We start from the raw sequence: 15432 nt of genomic DNA, 5'->3' as shown, positions 1-15432 counted from the left end.
TTGGACTGCTACGGCATGGGCTCTTGAAGGCGGGGCCATGGTCTGGGTCGGGGTCAGGCAGAAAAGACTAGGCGCCCGGGTCTTTGGTGTGCTCCTGCAATTCGGCTCGGGTATCTCGTTTTTAATTGCCGCATGCACTCCTCCGCCAACAGCGCTATTCTTGAACAGTTATTTCTTCGGCTGTTTCTTCATAAGCATAGCCGGTCTTTTTTCAAGTTATTACCTGACGCATCATCATGACAAACTTCATAAAAATGAAGAAATAGTTCCAATCCCGCTTCTGGTCTGGGGACTTCTCTGGTGGTTTGGTGGAGGAATCGGAGATCTTCATCGGCATTTTTTTCATAAGGATTTCTACGATGTATCCTTGTTGTTTTTCTCGATAAGTTTTCTTGCCATGGCCATTGTTGCAAAAAGACTCACCTGGCGGCATCTTTCAAGCACGCTCCTTTGTTTTTTCCCGGCCTTGGTTATCCTCGTACCCTTTTCGTTGAACGATTTTTCCTTACATGTCCATCTGTTGACCCAATGGAGTTCTATCGCCTGGTTGCCGGCAATTTTATTACAATACCGGATCATGTGGCAGTTTGAAGATGAGTGGCCATCTCAGGCAATACCGCTGTGGCATCTTGGAACCATGTGGTTTGTGATATTTGTTCTGTCACTTGAGACCGCCTGGGCCGTTGATTATCTTATTCAAGGAGAAGAGATCTGGCCCCTGATATGCTGGGGCCTTGTGCCCGGGGCGCTGGTTCTGGCGCTGATCAGAAAAGGCGGCGCTTTCCCCTGGCCGGTGAAAAAACATGCCAACCAGTATCTTGATAACGGGATTTCCGTCCCTGTTTGTTTTTTGCTGTTATGGTTACTTATTACTTGTACACAGGAAGGCCGGCCAGGGCCTTTGCCCTATCTGCCATTGATAAACCCCCTGGAATTAGCACAGTTTTTTGTGTTTTATGTCCTCATTGTTTATGTCTGGACAGGCACCAGGAAGCCCTATGCGCTTCAAGCAGAATTTCCAGAATATACGGGTATTATGGTTCTAGGGGGCGTTGTGTTTGTCTGGCTGAATAGCGTCGTCGCCAGGATTGTCAGCAATTATTCCCACACAAGTTTTGAGGCGCGAAGCCTGTTTTCTTCTGATGTCTTTCAGGCGGGTATTTCCGGGCTCTGGACGCTGATCGCCATGGCAATAACCGTCTGGGCCACACGCAAGGGAAACAGGCCGGTATGGATGACCGGCTCAGTCCTCCTGGGTATGGTTGTTTTGAAGCTCTTCATTGTCGACCTTTCTGGAATTGGCACAATTGCCAGGATTGTTTCATTTCTGGTTGTCGGTGTGCTGATGCTGCTCATCGGATACTTTTCGCCATTGCCGCCAAAAATTATGGAGAATTCAAAATGAGATATCTCTTGCTGGGTATTTTTGTTTTCTTAAGTGTTGCGCAGGCTCAAGCTGAAACCTTTACCACCGGGGATTTTGCCTACGGGTACCCCCTGACTGTTAATGGGAATGGCGCGATATGCAGCTTATTTTTGCCGGAAGAAATTTATGGTGGGGTAACCCGGAAGGACCTTGGCGATATCAGGTTATTTAATGCCGGTGGCGACATAATCCCGCATACAATTCGTCGGCAGCAACTCGAAAGCAGCAAACTGTCAGCTACTGAAAATGTTCCTCTTTTTCCCCTCTATACGCATATGCAAAGAAGGACAAACGGAGATTTGTCATTACTGATTAACCGGAAGCCGGACGGCACAATCATACAACTTGATACAACCGATTCAGGGGAAGGCCAACCGGATAAATCTTTGTATGGCTATCTTCTGGACATGAGCAGGATTGAAGAGCATCCGGCTAGACTTGAATTGCAATGGGAAGATTCAGGAGATCATTTTTTGACGACAGTGAACCTGCATCACAGCGATGATCTAGCGAAATGGACTTCGCTGTCCTTGAACAATACTGTTGCTGAGCTCAACTATTCCGGAGACAGGATTTATCGGAATTCCATTCCTCTTCCCCAAAAAACGCAGAAATATATACAACTCACCTGGCCTGTGGGAAAGCCCCAAATTGTCCTGAAAAGTGTCAAAGTAATTTCCCGGCCTCTGCAGCTTAAAAGGCAAAGGCAATGGACTGAACTCCAGGGGATTAGAGGTGAAGACTCCAGAATGGTCTTTGAGTATATATCTGCAGCCTATTTGCCGGTTGACGCAGTTAATCTGAGCTTTCAGGAAAAAAACAGCATCATCAAGGCAACAATCAAATCCAGAGCGGATGAAGATGCCCAGTGGAGAATCCGGGCCCGAGGAGTATTTTACAATCTGGAGTTTGAAGAAGGGGAGATTCGTAATGAAATCGTCACAATTAATCAAACTGTTGACAAATTGTGGCGCGTGGAAGTCAGTCAGGACGGTGCAGGGCTTGATCTAATAAATCCCCCGCCGGCACTGGCGCTGGGCTGGACACCACATGAACTCCTGTTTATTGCCAGAGGTGCTCCGCCTTTTATGGTAGCATATGGCAGTGGCAAGCTGACTCATGATACTGAAGCAGGTTCTTCAACGATGATTCTCCAGGCGTTAAAGAAGAGTAAATCAATTACATCATCCGTACAGATTGGAAAACGAATGCGTCTGGGAGGTGAAGGGGTTCTGGAAATACCCCCGCCACCCAAACCCTGGAAGAAATGGATTCTCTGGGGTGTGCTGGTTTCCGGTGTGCTCATCATGATCAGGATGGTGTGGAGTCTGCAGAAGCAAATGGCAAAAACTGCAAAGGGAGATTAATTCGAGGCGCTCGAAGAAGTGCCTGGTTGAAAAAACGGGTGTTTTGATGCGGTTGATTTTGAACCGCCTTTTTTAATATTCCAGGTGAATGCGGGTCAGGCTTACTGGCCAGGCACCAAGGCGGAATCGCAGTCTGCTTGTCAACCCATCTCCATTGCGGCGAATTCCATTGACAGCGGTTGGAAGTCGAAGTAAGCAGCTCGATTAATAGTAGTCATTATAAATTTCTTGAAGTGAAAAAGAAGCGGATTATATGAACGGACAATTAAAGGCCACCGGCACCCTGGGCACTGCAGCGGTATTTCTCACCGCCATCTCGACCATCCTCGGCGCCATCATGTTTCTGCGCTTCGGTTACGCCGTTGCCAACGTGGGTTTTGTCGGCACCCTGGCCATTATCCTGCTCGGTCACGCGGTGACCATTCCCACCGCCATGGCCCTGGCAGAGATCGCCACCAACCAGAAGGTGGAAGGCGGTGGCGAGTACTTCATCATCTCACGCACCTTCGGCCTGATCCCGGGGGCGGCCATCGGCATCTCCCTTTTCCTCTCGCAGGCCGTCAGCGTTGCCTTTTACGCCATCGCCTTTGCCGAGGCATTCCGGCCGGTGTTCGCCTGGTTGGGGACTGTCTCCTCCGTGCAGATCAGTGACGCCCGAGTGATCAGCCTGCCTGCCGTTATCCTGCTGGGGGCGTTGGTGATCCACAAAGGCGCCGACCTGGGCATCAAGCTGCTTTATGGGGTGGTTGGCATCCTCTTCCTGTCGCTGATCCTCTTCTTTGTCGGCAAGGGGCAGGTGAGCAATGCCAGCAACTATAGCCACCTGTTCGAGACGGTCAGAGACCCGGACCATTTCTTCCTGGTTTTCGCCATCTGTTTTCCGGCCTTTACCGGCATGACCGCCGGCGTCGGCCTGTCCGGTGACCTGCGCGATTCCCGCAAGGCTATTCCCCTGGGCACTTTGAGCGCCACCCTGATCGGCATGCTGGTCTATATCGGCATCGCCTACAAGCTGGCAATCTCGGCCACGCCTCAGGATCTGGCTGGCGATCAACTGGTCATGTCCAGCATCGCGCTCTGGGGTCCGATCATTCCCATCGGTCTCGCCTGCGCCACCATATCCTCGGCACTGGGATCGGGACTGGTAGCTCCCAGGACCCTGCAGGCCCTGGCCGCTGATAAAATTCTGCCGCTTCGCGGCGCGTCGGACTGGCTGGCCATCGGCACCGGTCCCCGTGGTGAGCCCCGCAACGCCTCCATGATTGTCTTCGGGATCGCCCTGGTCTTCGTGCTTATGGGCGATGTAGACTTCGTCGCCCAGGTTATCTCGATGTTTTTCATGGTCACCTACGGCGCCATATGTCTGATTTCCTTTCTCGAGCATTTTGCCGCTGACCCATCCTATCGGCCAGCCTTCCGCTCCAAGTGGTACATTTCGCTCTTCGGCGCAGGCGCCTGCCTCTGGCTGATGTTCAAGATGAGCCTTCCTTACGCCATAGTCGCCATCCTGGTGATGGCCGCTCTCTACCTGTGGATCGGCGCCAACAACCCGGACCGCAAGGGGTTGGCCTCCATCTTTCAGGGCGCCATCTTCCAGATCAGCCGTCAGCTCCAGATATTTCTGCAGAAGTCGGGCCAGAAGAGTGATGAAGGCCGATGGCGCCCCGCAGTGGTCTGTATCTCCGCCCATTCATTCGAGCGACTGGACGCCTTTAACCTGCTGCGCTGGATCGCCCACCGCTTCGGTTTCGGGTCTTACATTCACTACTTGCAAGGGTACCTGTCGCGGGAGACGGTGGTCCACTCCCGTGATATATTCCAACGTCTGGTCCGTTTGACTGACGTCAGCCGCAGCAACATTTACATCGACACCCTGATCAGCCCTTCCTACACCACGGCGGTGGCCCAGGTCGCGCAACTGCCAGGCATTTCCGGCAAGGAGAACAACCTGGTCCTCTTTGAGTTCTCCCGCCAGGGCAATGAAGATCTGGCTGATATCATCGACAATTATCGGCTGATGCTGGCTTCCGGTTTCGATGTCTGCATCCTCGGTTCCACTTCCCGGGACTATGGTTACCGCCGGGAGATTCATGTCTGGATCACACCCGAAGACTTTGACAACGTCAGCCTGATGATTCTCCTGGCATACATTATAATTGGTCATCCCGACTGGGAGGGTGGACAGATCAAGCTCTTCGCCGCCTTCCCTGAAACGGAGATTGATGAGCAAAAGGACAGCCTGCACCTGCTGATCAAGGAGGGCCGACTGCCAATATCAGCCCGCAACATCGAATTGATGGCCACCGATGCCGGAACCTCGCGTCGGGAACTGATCCGGCGAGAGTCACGGGATGCCGACCTGATCATTCTGGGTTTCATCGGCGAGGCCCTGCAGCACCAGAAGGAAAAGCTCTTCGAGGGCTACGACGATCTGGGCAACATTCTCTGGGTCAACACCAAAAAGGAAATCCTTATCAACCGTGAGCAGCTCAGCAGCCAGAACGGCACAGAGCAGGGGACAGAGGGACAGGAGGAAATGGCCCGAACCGAGGCAGGAGAGGAAGGGGTTCCTGCAATACCCAAACCAGGCGTAAACGCTGAAGAAAAGACGAAAAATCACCAGGAGGGAAATAAGCGAGCCGATGAAAAACCTTGAAGGCACAAAAGCTGTTGGTTTCTGTCTTGCCGGCAGTGACGGAAAGGAGCATTGTCTTGCCGATTACAGGGGCAAGATTGTCGTGATTTATTTTTACCCCAAGGACAACACCCCCGGTTGCACAATAGAGGCATGCACCTTCAGGGACCTGTATAAGGGTTTTCTGGATAAGGATGTGGTCCTTTTCGGGGTAAGCAGGGACAGTCTGGCATCCCATGACAATTTTATAGCAAAATTCAATCTGCCTTTTGTGCTGCTTTCCGATCCGGAAACATCGATGCTCAAAGCCTATAACGCCTTTGGTGAAAAGACCTCATACGGCAAAATCACCATGGGAACAATCCGCTCCACCGTGGTTGTAAGTATTGACGGCACGATCATCAAGCACTGGCCCACTGTGAAAAAGGCCGAAACCCATCCACAGGACGTTTGGGATTATCTGTCCGCCCTGTGATCTTTGAGGGGTTGAATCGGCCGGATCATTCGCCAAAAGGCCACCACCATCTTTTTTGAGTTTTTGTTTTCTCTTTGCCTTGCTCCTGTTCTCTCTCCTCATGGCGTTGTCGTTCCTGATAACCGGGAGCATCCGAATCTTCTGCTTTCTTCTGCTTAGCCTTGGTTTTGGGCAGAGGATTTTCTTGCTCATCAAATTTGATCTGTTCCCTGTCCCGATCCCGGTCTCTGTCCAGATCGCGTTCCATGATTTCGTCACGATTATAAACGTGTTCGCGGGATTGTTCGCGAACTGTCGAACTGCTGCCGGACCCGCCAGAACCGGAACCGCCTCCCTGGGCATAGGCGTTATGCACAAACAGGGTCAAAAATACAGCTGTAGTAATCACAATTATTTTTTTCATTTATATCTCCTTTTTTGTTTTGAAAATTATTTTTGCCTGTGAAAAGATGAGATATCTCAGAGTTGTTCATTCTATTTTTATTCTCATACTGTGTTTATCCGGCAACACTTTGGCAATGCGGTAAATTGTCGCAGCACATTTATTCTCATTTTTTTTCTCATAAAAACTAGTCCCTTGACTTGAGTCAAAGACCGAGCCCCATTGATCTGCTACCTTCACGGTCAAAGTCATCAACAAACCTTCGGGTTTTAACTTTAATCAAAGGAGAATCTTTATGTTTTGTAATCAATGCGAACAAACAGGAAAAGACGGTGCTTGTGTAAAGGTCGGCGTCTGCGGCAAACAGCCGGATGTCGCATCCTTGCAGGATCTGCTCATCCACGCCGTGCAGGGGCTCTCTCTCTACACTGTCGCGGCAAGGGAAAATGGCATAGTTGACCAGGAGATTAATCGATTCGTCAATCAGGCGGTATTTTCTACCTTGACCAATGTGGATTTTGATCCGGATCGTTTTGTCCAGCTGATCAAACAGGCAGTCAAGTATCGGGAACAGGTAAGAGCCAAGGTGCTTGCAGCGGGCGGTTCAGAAATTAAAGATGCCGCAGCAACCTTTTCACCATCGGCAAAGAAGGCAGATCTGGTTAATCAGGGTGAGGCGTTGAACCTTATCCCTGATGCGGATGAAAATGAGGATATCCGATCCCTTAAGCAGATCCTGCTTTACGGCCTGAAGGGTGTTGCCGCCTATGCGGACCATGCGTCTATCCTCGGTCAGGAAGATGATGCAGTGTACAAGTTTGTCCAGGAAGGACTCACCGCCTTGTTACGGAAAGATCTGGGGCTTAATGACTGGGTTGGCCTGGTGCTCAAATGCGGTGAAGTGAATCTGTGGGCCATGGAACTCCTTGATGCCGCCAATACCGGCACTTACGGTCATCCGGTTCCGACAACTGTTCCTTTAGGCGCTAAAAAAGGAAAAGCGATCCTGGTATCAGGCCATGATCTGAAGGATATTGAAGAGATCCTCAAGCAGTCTGAGGGCAAGGGCATCAATGTTTATACCCACGGTGAAATGTTGCCCACCCACGGCTATCCGGGATTGAAGAAATACAGCCATTTTTACGGTCATTACGGCACTGCCTGGCAGAATCAGGGCAAGGAATTTGCCGAGTTTCCGGGTGCAATACTGATGACCACCAACTGTATCCAGAAACCCAAGGATTCTTATAAAAACGATATATTCACCACCGGACTTGTGGGCTGGCCCGGAGTTACCCATGTAAAAGATCAGAATTTCGCACCGGTAATTGAAAAGGCTCTTGCCATGAAAGGTTTTGCTGCAGATACGGACAAGGGTTCGGTGATGGTTGGTTTTGCCCGAAATGCCGTGCTCGGTGTTGCCGACAAGGTGATCGATGCGGTGAAGAGTAAGGCTATCCGCCATTTCTTTCTGGTTGCCGGTTGCGACGGCGCAAAACCCGGACGTAATTATTACACCGAGTTTGTTGAGAAAGTGCCCAAAGATTGCATGGTGCTCACCCTGGCCTGCGGCAAATTCCGCTTCTTTGATATGCAGCTTGGCGATATCGGCGGCATCCCGCGTCTCCTTGATGTGGGGCAATGCAATGACGCCTATTCGGCAATCCAGATTGCTGTGGCTCTTTCCCAGGCCTTTGAGTGCGGCGTAAACGATCTGCCGCTTTCCATGGTTCTTTCCTGGTATGAGCAGAAGGCTGTGGCCATCCTCCTGACCCTGCTGCATCTGGGGATCAAGGATATCCGCCTGGGGCCGAGCTTGCCCGCCTTCATAACCCCCAATGTCCTGAATGTATTGGTTGAGAATTTTGACATCAAGCCGATTACCACACCGGACGCGGATTTAAAGACGATCCTAGGAGAGGGATATGATAATAAGGCCGCATAACAGGGATTTTTCAAACTAATAACGATTGAAATTCAAAAAGCTCCCGGTCTTTTCAAGGCTGGGAGCTTTTTTCGTGTAAAAGGGGAATAAAGATTCTGCCTTATTTATCCTCGATTGTGATGCCGTAATTGTTGTCGGCAGGGGCTTTGCCTCGTAGTTCGGAAGAAATCTGGCAATCTTCAAAGTATGGCTTATTGGATCGGTTCAGTGAAACAAGGGCTTTTGCAACTTCCCAGCCAATTTTTCCCTGGGTTGCAAGCTCGGTAATTATTTCAAGAGCGGAGCGGTTGTCATAAGCTGATCTTCTGTAAGGGCGTGGTGAGATCAGGGCATCATAGATATCGCAGACCAGAACGATTTCAATGAGTCGATTCTGCAGGCGAAGCCCATAGGGATACCCGGAACCGTCCAGCCGCTCATGATGATGCTTGGCAATGATCGCCGGAAAATGATTTTTTTGGCGATAATAATACGCAAGAAGGTAATATCCGGCCAAGGTGTGCTGTTCGAGGATTTTCCGTTCCTGCCGGGTAAGCGGTTCCTGTTTTAACAATATGTCCAGTGGTACACTGATTTTACCGAAATCATGGGTGAGATCAAAAAGATTCGCCATGGGTGCGGTTTCGTTCTCTTCAAGGGAGAACTTGCTCATCATAATAGAAAGGATGAAAACCATGAGAACATGGCGGTAGGTGTAAGAGTCATTTGTTTTAAAATAATCAAGACAATCAAGTATCGGGGTAATAACCTGCACCTTGCTTACCAGATTAAAAATCTGTTCCATTTGGCTTGGGTCGGCAAAAATCACCTCATAAGGCGGACTGCTGATGTGGTGAAGAATGTCTTGATGAATGGTGCCGTGCTGTAAAAGGCTTTGAGTGGGAAAGGTGTACGTGTTTGTGGCAATGAGCTCGTCAATGATTTGATCATTAAGTTCCGCCCCCACCGGCAGCAGCAACTTATTGTCAAGGGTGTATATGGGAAGGAGAAGTTTCACATTTTTAATTATAGAAAATTTAAAGGAAAATTACAAAATTATAATATATTCTTTTGTAAGGATTTTACTTGTGGCCCTTTCGATGGTGCAAAAGGAAAGGCGGGTGATTTTGAAACGGATGATTAGGGATGCCGACCGGCTCCTAGGAGTAGAAGTGTTCAAAGCTTGTACATCTGGCGCAGAAATGCTTGGCGTGCATGAATACCTCGTAGTTGCCGTTTGATTTTCCGGGTCTTTCAAGGGAGGCGATAAAATCCCGTAACTCCTGGATGGGACCGGAGTCATTGTGGGGGCAGGGCGCGGATGCTGACTCAAAGCGCCTGCATAATAGGGGCCTTCTGCGTTGATTCATGAAGTTCATCTCAAGGAGGTTGTATAACGAATCCTTGCATCAATGTTAGGTCAATTTAAAAAACTTGTCAAATAGTTAGGATTATTTTTATTGTATTATCGATTCCAGGCAGGATTATTTACATATTGTATAAGGGCTTTTTCATTAATCGAGGGTAAAGAAAATGAAGAGTTGTTTTTCATGTGGCCGCGAAACAGACATTGACGGAAAACCGGCAAGAGGTGATGCGTGCCACCATTGCGGTGCTGACCTTAAAGTCTGCAGGAATTGCAGGTTTTATGATGAAGCGGCATATAACGAATGCCGTGAACCCCAGGCCGAAAGGATTGTTGACAAGGATCGGGCTAATTTCTGTGAATACTTTGCATTCAAGGAAAGTGGCAATGATCCGGTCACTGAAAAGGATGATCCGATGAGCAGGCTCAATGCGCTTTTCGGCAGGTCGTGATCATGGCCCTTGATTTTGAGAAAATGCAGGAAAACCTTCAGGGGATTTATCAGCGATATGAATTTGAGACCGGTCAATTTAAAGAACAGGCGGTGTGCGGCATCGGATGTTCCTTTTGTTGTTCGTTCATGGGAAACATCGATATCGTAACCCTTGAAGGGATTTTTTTGCTCGGCAGGCTGGAGACAAAGCCGGATACCGAACTCAATGCAATAAGCCAGGGGCTTGAGCGAGACAGGGCGCTCCGGGCGGAGGGCAAAAAATCGGCGTGCCCTTTTCTTGATGAGCAGGGATGCTGTCGGGTTTATGAGGCAAGGCCTTTCAGCTGCCGGCAGCTCTACTCTCTCAGGAAATGTGATCAAGGCGGGCCAATGATTCATAAACAGGCGGTTGCTCTTGCCCGGCAGATTGTGAGAGAAATCCAGGAATTGGATAACACCGGTTATTCCGGCCATCACAGCTATATCCTGAAACTTCTTCAAAACAGGAAATTCAGAAATATATACGGTGCAGGAGGTTTTGATCCCGGCAGCGTAAAAAAATTCGGCAAGAAACATGGAATTATTATTAATCGTTTTGCAAAGTAGTTTTGCCGATATGGTCATAAAGAGGGGATGTTGCTGGTGCAGGAAATAAAGATAAAAATATCCGGAGAAGATCTAACCCAGGAAGAAGCGACCGCAAAAGCCCGGCAGATTGCCGCGGAGGAGAATCCGGAAACGGATCTAATATCCTGGTTTAACCGCAGAACCAACAAACATTCGCCCAGTTGCGTCCATTGTGAGATAGGCTGCCGGCCCGGCTGGGAGGTTTATGGCGAAAACCATGGTGGCAGGCTGCGGATTGAGGTCAATGATGGGGAGTATGTTTTTATATTCAGTTAAATTAAGGAAGAGGGAAAATGAATCCTGCTTTTTTTAAAATACTTGGTGGTGGTCTTTGCTTTTTCGGAGCATTGGTTTCTATTGTTTTCTGGATTCCGGGGATTGTCAACCGGCGAAAACTTAAAGAAATTTTAGGGCCGAAATATCCGATGATTTTCTTTATCTATGGAGCTAACGGCCCATTTCTGCTGCTTCTGGGGCTTCTGTTGGTTTATTTGGCATGGACCATGAACTAGAATTATTGTTTGTTTCGGTCGAGCGGTAGATTTTTCATTGGATCTGTGGAATGGTTTGAGCAGCGCTTTCATTTACTGTTGCAGGAGAAAATTCAAGGAGGTTGATGCTCTGATTATGGAATAATCATGAAATAACTGCAGCCCTTGAAGTTGTAAGCAATGGTGCGCCCCTGGCAGGATGGTCGGATAACAAAAGGAGCCGACGATATTATAATTTAGGCTTCGTAAAAGGGGAGCAGGAAAGATTAGTTTAGAAAGTACTTGGTGCGCCTGGCAGGATTCGAACCTGCTACCTACGGATTCGTAGTCCGGCACTCTATCCAGATGAGCTACAGGCGCGTAGAGAAGAAGCTTTTATACATCAATTCGAAAAATTCAGCAACCCCAAAGGATTAAATATTCAGGTCTCTGGTCTGCCTGGGAAAAATCGCAAAAATCCAAAGACCCGGCGGATATCGTATCCCTTCCTGGGATTTATGAGGTTGTCGAGGCCTTCAGGTTCATCGAGCGCAGATCAAAGCCCGAAGGATATTGAAAGACCCGCAGGTCGAATGCACCGATCGCTGCCAGAACATGATCAAAGATGTCCGCCTGAATGGCCTCATAGTTTGCCCAGACCTGGTCATTGCTGAATACATATATTTCCATGGGCAGGCCCTCAGGGGTGGGTTGCAGGTGTCGGACCAGGAAGGTCATGTTCTTGTGAATCTTGGCGTTGGCCTTGAGGTAGGCAATCACATAGGCTCGGAACACACCGATATTGGTCTGTCTCCTGCCGTTGATCAGCAAGCTTGGGTCAATTCCTTGTCCCTGATTATGGGCAGTTATCTCGTCCTGTTTTGTTTTGATGTAATCCTGGATCAAGCCGTATTTTGAGAAACGCTCAAGCATTTCATCGGTGCAGAAGGTGATGGATTGCATGTCGATGATTATCGAACGCTTGATCCGTCTGCCCCCCGACTCACTCATGCCGCGCCAGTTTTTAAAGGAATTGGTGACCAGCGCATAAGTAGGGATGGTGGAGATCGTCTTGTCCCAGTTTCTGACCTTTACCGTATGAATAGAGACATCGATGACATCGCCGTCGGCATTGAACTGCGGCATTTCGATCCAGTCACCGACCCGCACCATGTCATGGGCAGAGAGCTGGATGCCGGCAATAAACCCGAGAATCGTATCCTTGAAGATTAAAAGCACGATTGCGGTGAGCCCGCCGATGACGCTTAAGATTCCCCAGGGAGATTTTTCCGTGAGGATCGAGACAATGAAGATCGCAGAGAGGAGATAGGCGATAATATTGATGGCGTCGAGATAACCGCTGATCGATTTTTTGCTGGATAATTCATGTTTGCTATAAATTTCGCGGGTGCTGCGCAGCAGGGCATCAAGAATTCTGATGGTTAAAATAACAAAAAGCACCATGCAGAATTTTCGGACAAGATCGGTGGTGTTGGTCTGGTCGGGAAACATCGGGGCCACGGAGAGGTAGGCCACCACCACTGGGATGAAATGCGACAGGCGGGTAAAGAATTTATTGTCGATCAACACATCATCCCAGGTATTAGAACTGCGCCGAACGATTTTTTCAATGATGGGAATGATAAATATTCTTGCGAACCATAAAGACACCAGGAGAAACACGATAAAGGTGAGGCAGGAGGCGAGAATACCTGAGAGATGGGAGATAGTTTCAGAAAAACCTTGATTGGCAAGCCATGCTTCCAAAGCCTTAAACATGTGATTTCCTCATTGTATGGATAACCTTAAAAGGATGATAGTGTTTTTTCTCGGGCCTGTAGAGTCAAGCTTCAGAAAAAAGGGGTTACATGAAAAAACTCGTTATCCTGCTCAGTTGGTAAACAATAGTTGCGAACAGAAAGGCAAAGGTCGTGTTAAAGACCATGGAGAATACCCCCCATTTCCAGGAGGATTCCCGGACTATACATATCACCGTTGCAAAACAGGGAGAGTAAAACATGATGAAAACGATCAATGCCAGGGCAACGGCCTTGTTCCACGAAGGGCTGACGGCCAGGGTCTTTGAAAGGGGTTCGGCGGCATCCGGGTCAACTTCTCCTAATGAATAGGCGGTTCCCAGGGTAGAGATAATCACTTCTTTTGCTGCAAAGCCGCCGAGCAGGGCAATGTTGGTGCGCCAATCAAAACCAGCAAACTGCGAGACTTTTTCCAGTGATGTGCCGATTCGTCCGGCAATGGAATGTCTTAACGTCTGTTCATTAATCACCCGGTCAAGGGTATTGAGCTTTTGCTTTAATTCCTTTGCCGGATCTGAGAGCGACGTTTTTGAGGTTTCAGTGAGTTCCCTGGATGTCGCTTCGGAATATCCTGCAATAATTGTAGTGCGCTGTGCTTCAAACCCGATATTTTTGGATTCAGGGAGTCCGGGATAGGTCATCATCGCCCACAGGAGAATTGAAAATCCAAGGATTACGGTGCCGGCTTTACGGATATATTGCCAGGTTCTTTCCCAGGTGTGAATCATCAGCCCATTAAAGGTAGGGAAGCGGTAGGGCGGAAGTTCCATGACAAAAGGTGTAGCTTCCCCCCTGAGCACTGTCATGCGCAGGAATTTTGCAACCAGCAGAGAGACGCACCATGCCAGCAGCGTGAACATGAACATATATCGCGTCTGGTTTTTGGAAAAAAAGGTGCCGGTGAGCAGGACCAGCACCGGAAGTTTTGCGCCGCAATTCATAAACGGCACGGTAAGCAGAGTCGCCATTCGTTCTCGTGGAGAGCGGAGCGTCCGGGTGGCCATTACCCCGGGAACCGCGCAGCCTCCCGCAATGCCGCCGGAAACAATATATGCCATGACAGAACTGCCGTGCAGCCCGAAAATCCGGAAGATGCGGTCCATCATAAAGGCGACTCGTGCGAGGTAACCCGAGTCTTCAAGGATGGCGATACCGAAAAACATGAACATTATGAGCGGCACAAAGCCCAGCACTCCGCCAACCCCGTCAATAATTCCGGAGGTTATCAAAGATTTCAGCTGACCGTCGGCAAGGGTTGTATCCACTGCATTACTCAGCCAGTTAAAAAAAGATTCCAGCCAGCCAACGGGTATTTGACTATAGGTGAAGGTGAATTTGTAAAGGCCAAGAAGGACGGCAAGCATGATTAAAGGACCTAAAAAACGGTTGGTGACCACCATGTCGATGCGGTCCGAGGCGTAGAGCCTTTCAATATTATATTTTTTGGTGAGGACCCCCTGCTTGAGGATTGAATTGATAAATCCGTAGCGGTGATCGGCGATCATCGCCTCGGGGTAGGTTTCTATTGTTTTGAAAATGTGATCGGCAACGATTTTTACTTTTGTCTGGATCAGTTCTGAGACTTCGGCATCGGCCTTTCTGCCTTTGGTAAGGACCTCCCGGTCATCCTCAAGATATTTAATCGCTGTCCATCTTGGAATGTAGGTGTCGGTAAGGAAGTTTCTGGAGGCAATCAACGCTTCAAGTTCAATGAGCACTTCGTCAAGGTCGTCGCCATAGGAGATAGTAACCGGATGCCAATCCATATCCGCGTGGGTCTCGGCAATTCTGGCGGCTTCCTCCATGAGTTCTTTCGTGCCCTGGCCGGTTCGGGCAATTATCGGCACCACCGGAACCCCCAGAAGTTCTGAAAGTTTCTGCGAATTTATTGAGATGCCGCGATCTTTAGCCACATCAATCATGTTGAGTGCAATGATTATCGGCACGCCCATTTCAAGAAACTGGGTAGTCAGATAGAGGTTTCTTTCGAGATTTGACGCGTCGGTTGTATTAATCACCGCATGGGGTTTTTCGTTGACCAGGAAATCGCGCGCCACAACCTCTTCAACAGAGTAGGCGGTCAAGGAATAGGTGCCCGGAAGATCAATAACCCGGATTCTGGCATTTTCTGTCTGGTAAATGCCTTCTTTTTTTTCAACAGTCACTCCGGGGTAATTGCCCACATGTTGTCTGGCGCCGGTCAACGTATTGAACAGTGTGGTCTTGCCGGAATTCGGGTTTCCTGCAAGGGCGATTCTGAGTTCTTTATTCATATGGAATGATTTGCTGAAATCGAAAAAAGACTGATTTCATCGAGTTTTTGTATTGTAAACTGTAAATTTTGTGTGGTGGGCCTTTTGCTCTAGCGACTTTTCAAAGTCTCGTTACTCTCGCTTATCTAGGAATCCATTATTTTTTTGATAACTGGCGATTATGACGGGACTTCAACTTCAATGAAATCGGCTTCGTTATTGCGGAGTGTGAGGGTGCCGCCCATGACTCTCAATGCA

The 15432-nt window shown here is 49.0% G+C and carries 14 protein-coding genes and 1 tRNA gene; 9 read left to right on the top strand and 6 right to left on the bottom strand.

The features are described 5' to 3' along the window. The 4 genes from KKE17_10485 to KKE17_10470 form a co-directional block, all read left to right on the top strand. Nucleotides 1-1405 (top strand): DUF2339 domain-containing protein (locus KKE17_10485; protein ID MBU1710418.1); only part of this gene is annotated, 1405 nt, incomplete at its 5' end. Further along, nucleotides 1402-2793: a DUF3999 domain-containing protein gene (locus KKE17_10480; protein ID MBU1710417.1), complete on the top strand. Its 1392-nt coding sequence runs from the start codon at nucleotides 1402-1404 to the stop codon at nucleotides 2791-2793. The genes KKE17_10485 and KKE17_10480, both read left to right, overlap by 4 nt. A 253-nt stretch (nucleotides 2794-3046) precedes the next feature. After that, nucleotides 3047-5449, top strand: coding sequence for an amino acid permease (locus KKE17_10475; GenBank protein MBU1710416.1), 2403 nt, complete (start codon nucleotides 3047-3049; stop codon nucleotides 5447-5449). After that, the gene (locus tag KKE17_10470; protein ID MBU1710415.1) at nucleotides 5436-5903 is read left to right on the top strand and encodes a peroxiredoxin; all 468 of its coding nucleotides are present in this window, start codon (nucleotides 5436-5438) and stop codon (nucleotides 5901-5903) included. Before KKE17_10475 ends, KKE17_10470 begins: the two co-directional genes overlap by 14 nt. Nucleotides 5904-5928: 25 nt before the next feature. Here the strand turns inward: KKE17_10470 and KKE17_10465 are convergent, their stop codons facing one another. Next, on the bottom strand, nucleotides 5929-6306 hold the full coding sequence (locus tag KKE17_10465) for a hypothetical protein (protein ID MBU1710414.1): 378 nt from the start codon (nucleotides 6304-6306) through the stop codon (nucleotides 5929-5931). A 274-nt stretch (nucleotides 6307-6580) separates the two neighbouring features. On the opposite strand from KKE17_10465, the gene hcp reads away from it, so the two are divergent. Continuing rightward, nucleotides 6581-8230 carry a hydroxylamine reductase gene (hcp, locus tag KKE17_10460; GenBank protein MBU1710413.1) on the top strand — a complete coding sequence of 550 codons (1650 nt, stop codon included), beginning with the start codon at nucleotides 6581-6583 and terminating at the stop codon, nucleotides 8228-8230. Between the two features lie 100 nt (nucleotides 8231-8330). On the opposite strand, the gene KKE17_10455 is transcribed toward hcp, so the two are convergent. Together KKE17_10455 and KKE17_10450 are read right to left on the bottom strand one after the other, a co-directional pair. Further along, nucleotides 8331-9227 carry a hypothetical protein gene (locus KKE17_10455; protein MBU1710412.1) on the bottom strand — a complete coding sequence of 299 codons (897 nt, stop codon included), beginning with the start codon at nucleotides 9225-9227 and terminating at the stop codon, nucleotides 8331-8333. 142 nt (nucleotides 9228-9369) lie between these two features. Continuing rightward, nucleotides 9370-9579, bottom strand: a complete 210-nt coding sequence (locus tag KKE17_10450; protein MBU1710411.1) for a hypothetical protein — start codon at nucleotides 9577-9579, stop codon at nucleotides 9370-9372. 163 nt (nucleotides 9580-9742) lie between these two features. Here KKE17_10450 and KKE17_10445 point away from each other — a divergent pair, with 163 nt between their 5' ends. From KKE17_10445 to KKE17_10430, 4 genes are read left to right on the top strand one after another with little or no spacing between them, the layout of a single operon-like run. Continuing rightward, the gene (locus KKE17_10445) at nucleotides 9743-10027 is read left to right on the top strand and encodes a hypothetical protein (protein MBU1710410.1); all 285 of its coding nucleotides are present in this window, start codon (nucleotides 9743-9745) and stop codon (nucleotides 10025-10027) included. Between the two features lie 2 nt (nucleotides 10028-10029). Then, complete coding sequence (locus tag KKE17_10440) at nucleotides 10030-10614, top strand: YkgJ family cysteine cluster protein (protein MBU1710409.1); 585 nt, start codon at nucleotides 10030-10032, stop codon at nucleotides 10612-10614. A 36-nt stretch (nucleotides 10615-10650) separates the two neighbouring features. Then, nucleotides 10651-10911 (top strand): AF1514 family protein, encoded by a 261-nt coding sequence (locus KKE17_10435; protein ID MBU1710408.1) that lies wholly within the window; start codon nucleotides 10651-10653, stop codon nucleotides 10909-10911. A gap of 17 nt (nucleotides 10912-10928) precedes the next feature. Next, entirely contained in the window at nucleotides 10929-11147 is a 219-nt protein-coding gene (locus KKE17_10430) for a hypothetical protein (protein ID MBU1710407.1), read from the top strand. 262 nt (nucleotides 11148-11409) lie between these two features. Here KKE17_10430 and KKE17_10425 read toward each other — a convergent pair. The 3 genes from KKE17_10425 to feoB all read right to left on the bottom strand — a co-directional run bounded on the left by KKE17_10425 (nucleotide 11410) and on the right by feoB (nucleotide 15195). Beyond that, a tRNA-Arg gene (locus KKE17_10425) sits at nucleotides 11410-11486 on the bottom strand. A 135-nt stretch (nucleotides 11487-11621) separates the two neighbouring features. After that, on the bottom strand, nucleotides 11622-12884 hold the full coding sequence (locus tag KKE17_10420) for a mechanosensitive ion channel family protein (protein MBU1710406.1): 1263 nt from the start codon (nucleotides 12882-12884) through the stop codon (nucleotides 11622-11624). Nucleotides 12885-12969: 85 nt separating this feature from the next. Next, nucleotides 12970-15195 carry a ferrous iron transport protein B gene (feoB, locus tag KKE17_10415; protein MBU1710405.1) on the bottom strand — a complete coding sequence of 742 codons (2226 nt, stop codon included), beginning with the start codon at nucleotides 15193-15195 and terminating at the stop codon, nucleotides 12970-12972. Nucleotides 15196-15432 lie beyond the last annotated feature (237 nt).

It is taken from the genome of Pseudomonadota bacterium (genome assembly GCA_018823135.1).
GTDB lineage: Bacteria > Desulfobacterota > Desulfobulbia > Desulfobulbales > CALZHT01 > JAHJJF01.
This window is presented reverse-complemented; position numbering and strand designations above follow the sequence as displayed.

Excerpts from the sequence above, each read along its gene's own strand:
- KKE17_10445 (MBU1710410.1), top strand. The coding sequence starts at position 9,743 with ATGAAGAGTTGTTTTTCATGTGGCCGCGAAACAGACATTGACGGAAAA.
- hcp (MBU1710413.1), top strand. The coding sequence starts at position 6,581 with ATGTTTTGTAATCAATGCGAACAAACAGGAAAAGACGGTGCTTGTGTA.
- KKE17_10475 (MBU1710416.1), top strand. The coding sequence starts at position 3,047 with ATGAACGGACAATTAAAGGCCACCGGCACCCTGGGCACTGCAGCGGTA.
- KKE17_10440 (MBU1710409.1), top strand. The coding sequence starts at position 10,030 with ATGGCCCTTGATTTTGAGAAAATGCAGGAAAACCTTCAGGGGATTTAT.
- KKE17_10430 (MBU1710407.1), top strand. The coding sequence starts at position 10,929 with ATGAATCCTGCTTTTTTTAAAATACTTGGTGGTGGTCTTTGCTTTTTC.
- KKE17_10480 (MBU1710417.1), top strand. The coding sequence starts at position 1,402 with ATGAGATATCTCTTGCTGGGTATTTTTGTTTTCTTAAGTGTTGCGCAG.
- KKE17_10465 (MBU1710414.1), bottom strand. The coding sequence starts at position 6,306 with ATGAAAAAAATAATTGTGATTACTACAGCTGTATTTTTGACCCTGTTT.
- feoB (MBU1710405.1), bottom strand. The coding sequence starts at position 15,195 with ATGAATAAAGAACTCAGAATCGCCCTTGCAGGAAACCCGAATTCCGGC.
- KKE17_10450 (MBU1710411.1), bottom strand. The coding sequence starts at position 9,579 with ATGAATCAACGCAGAAGGCCCCTATTATGCAGGCGCTTTGAGTCAGCA.
- KKE17_10470 (MBU1710415.1), top strand. The coding sequence starts at position 5,436 with ATGAAAAACCTTGAAGGCACAAAAGCTGTTGGTTTCTGTCTTGCCGGC.
- KKE17_10420 (MBU1710406.1), bottom strand. The coding sequence starts at position 12,884 with ATGTTTAAGGCTTTGGAAGCATGGCTTGCCAATCAAGGTTTTTCTGAA.